At 39.3% G+C, this 948-nt stretch carries 1 protein-coding gene; it reads right to left on the bottom strand.

Annotation, left to right across the window (positions count from 1 at the left end; all coding sequences use genetic code 11):
* Positions 1-860, bottom strand: an 860-nt coding sequence (locus B5G52_RS21770) for an IS30 family transposase (protein WP_087534710.1), incomplete at its 3' end; no start/stop codon positions are given.
* Positions 861-948 lie beyond the last annotated feature (88 nt).

The raw sequence follows: 948 nt of genomic DNA, 5'->3' as shown, positions 1-948 counted from the left end.
TCTGCTTCACTTAGCGCCATAAAGTCAGTTCCCTTGGGGAAGAAACGTCTAAGCAAGCCGTTGGTATTTTCATTTATGCCCCTCTCCCATGATGAATATGGGTGAGCGAAGTACACATCAGCTTCTAATTTTTTTGCAACACGCTCATGGTGAGCAAACTCTTTTCCATTATCTAAAGTCACGGTAATAACCTTATCTTTATATGGTGTCATACACTTTATCAGCGCATCGGCTGTTATTTCTGCATGCTTACTTTCAATTCTGTGAACGACTGTATATAACGTTTTACGTTCAACCATTGTGACAAAGGCACTTTTACGTCCTTTGCCTATCACTGTGTCACCCTCCCAATCACCTATCCTAGACTTTGAACCCACAATACTTGGGCGTTCATCAATACTGACTCGATTAACTATCTGTCCTCGTTTATCGTAGCTTCCATAGCGTTTATTATACTTTTTACACGCACGAGTGAGTGTTTTATATAGTTCACCACCACGCGCCTTATCTCTGTAAATATATTGATAAATCGTTTCATGATGTAAAACGATATTTTTCTCTAAAGCTAAGCGGCCTGCCACCTGCTCTGGCGAAAGTCCGTCAACTAACAATTTATTAATCCGGTCAGTAACGTCATCTGTTAACTTACTTGCTTTGAAAGATGACTTACGTCTTTGCTCCGCAAAATTATTGGCTTGATTAGGTCGATAGCCTTTAAGCCCTTTGTTGCGTTTTAACTCTCTAGAGATAGATGATGGCGAACGAGTTAGTTCATCAGCTATCTGTTTTTGGTTATTTCCTGCTTTTATTAACGCGTAAATCTGGTATCTTTCTTCTTGTGTCAGCTGTTTATATTTCATTAAAGCAATTTCCTTTGGCGAGAAAATGGCCGAATTATAACAGCTGGCCATCTAATCTAAGAAATTGCACTTATTATCCGAATCTAGG

This window comes from Pseudoalteromonas sp. A601, assembly GCF_002165575.1.
GTDB lineage: Bacteria > Pseudomonadota > Gammaproteobacteria > Enterobacterales > Alteromonadaceae > Pseudoalteromonas.
The sequence above is the reverse complement of the archived record's forward strand: the minus strand, read 5'-3'. Positions and strand labels throughout refer to the sequence as shown.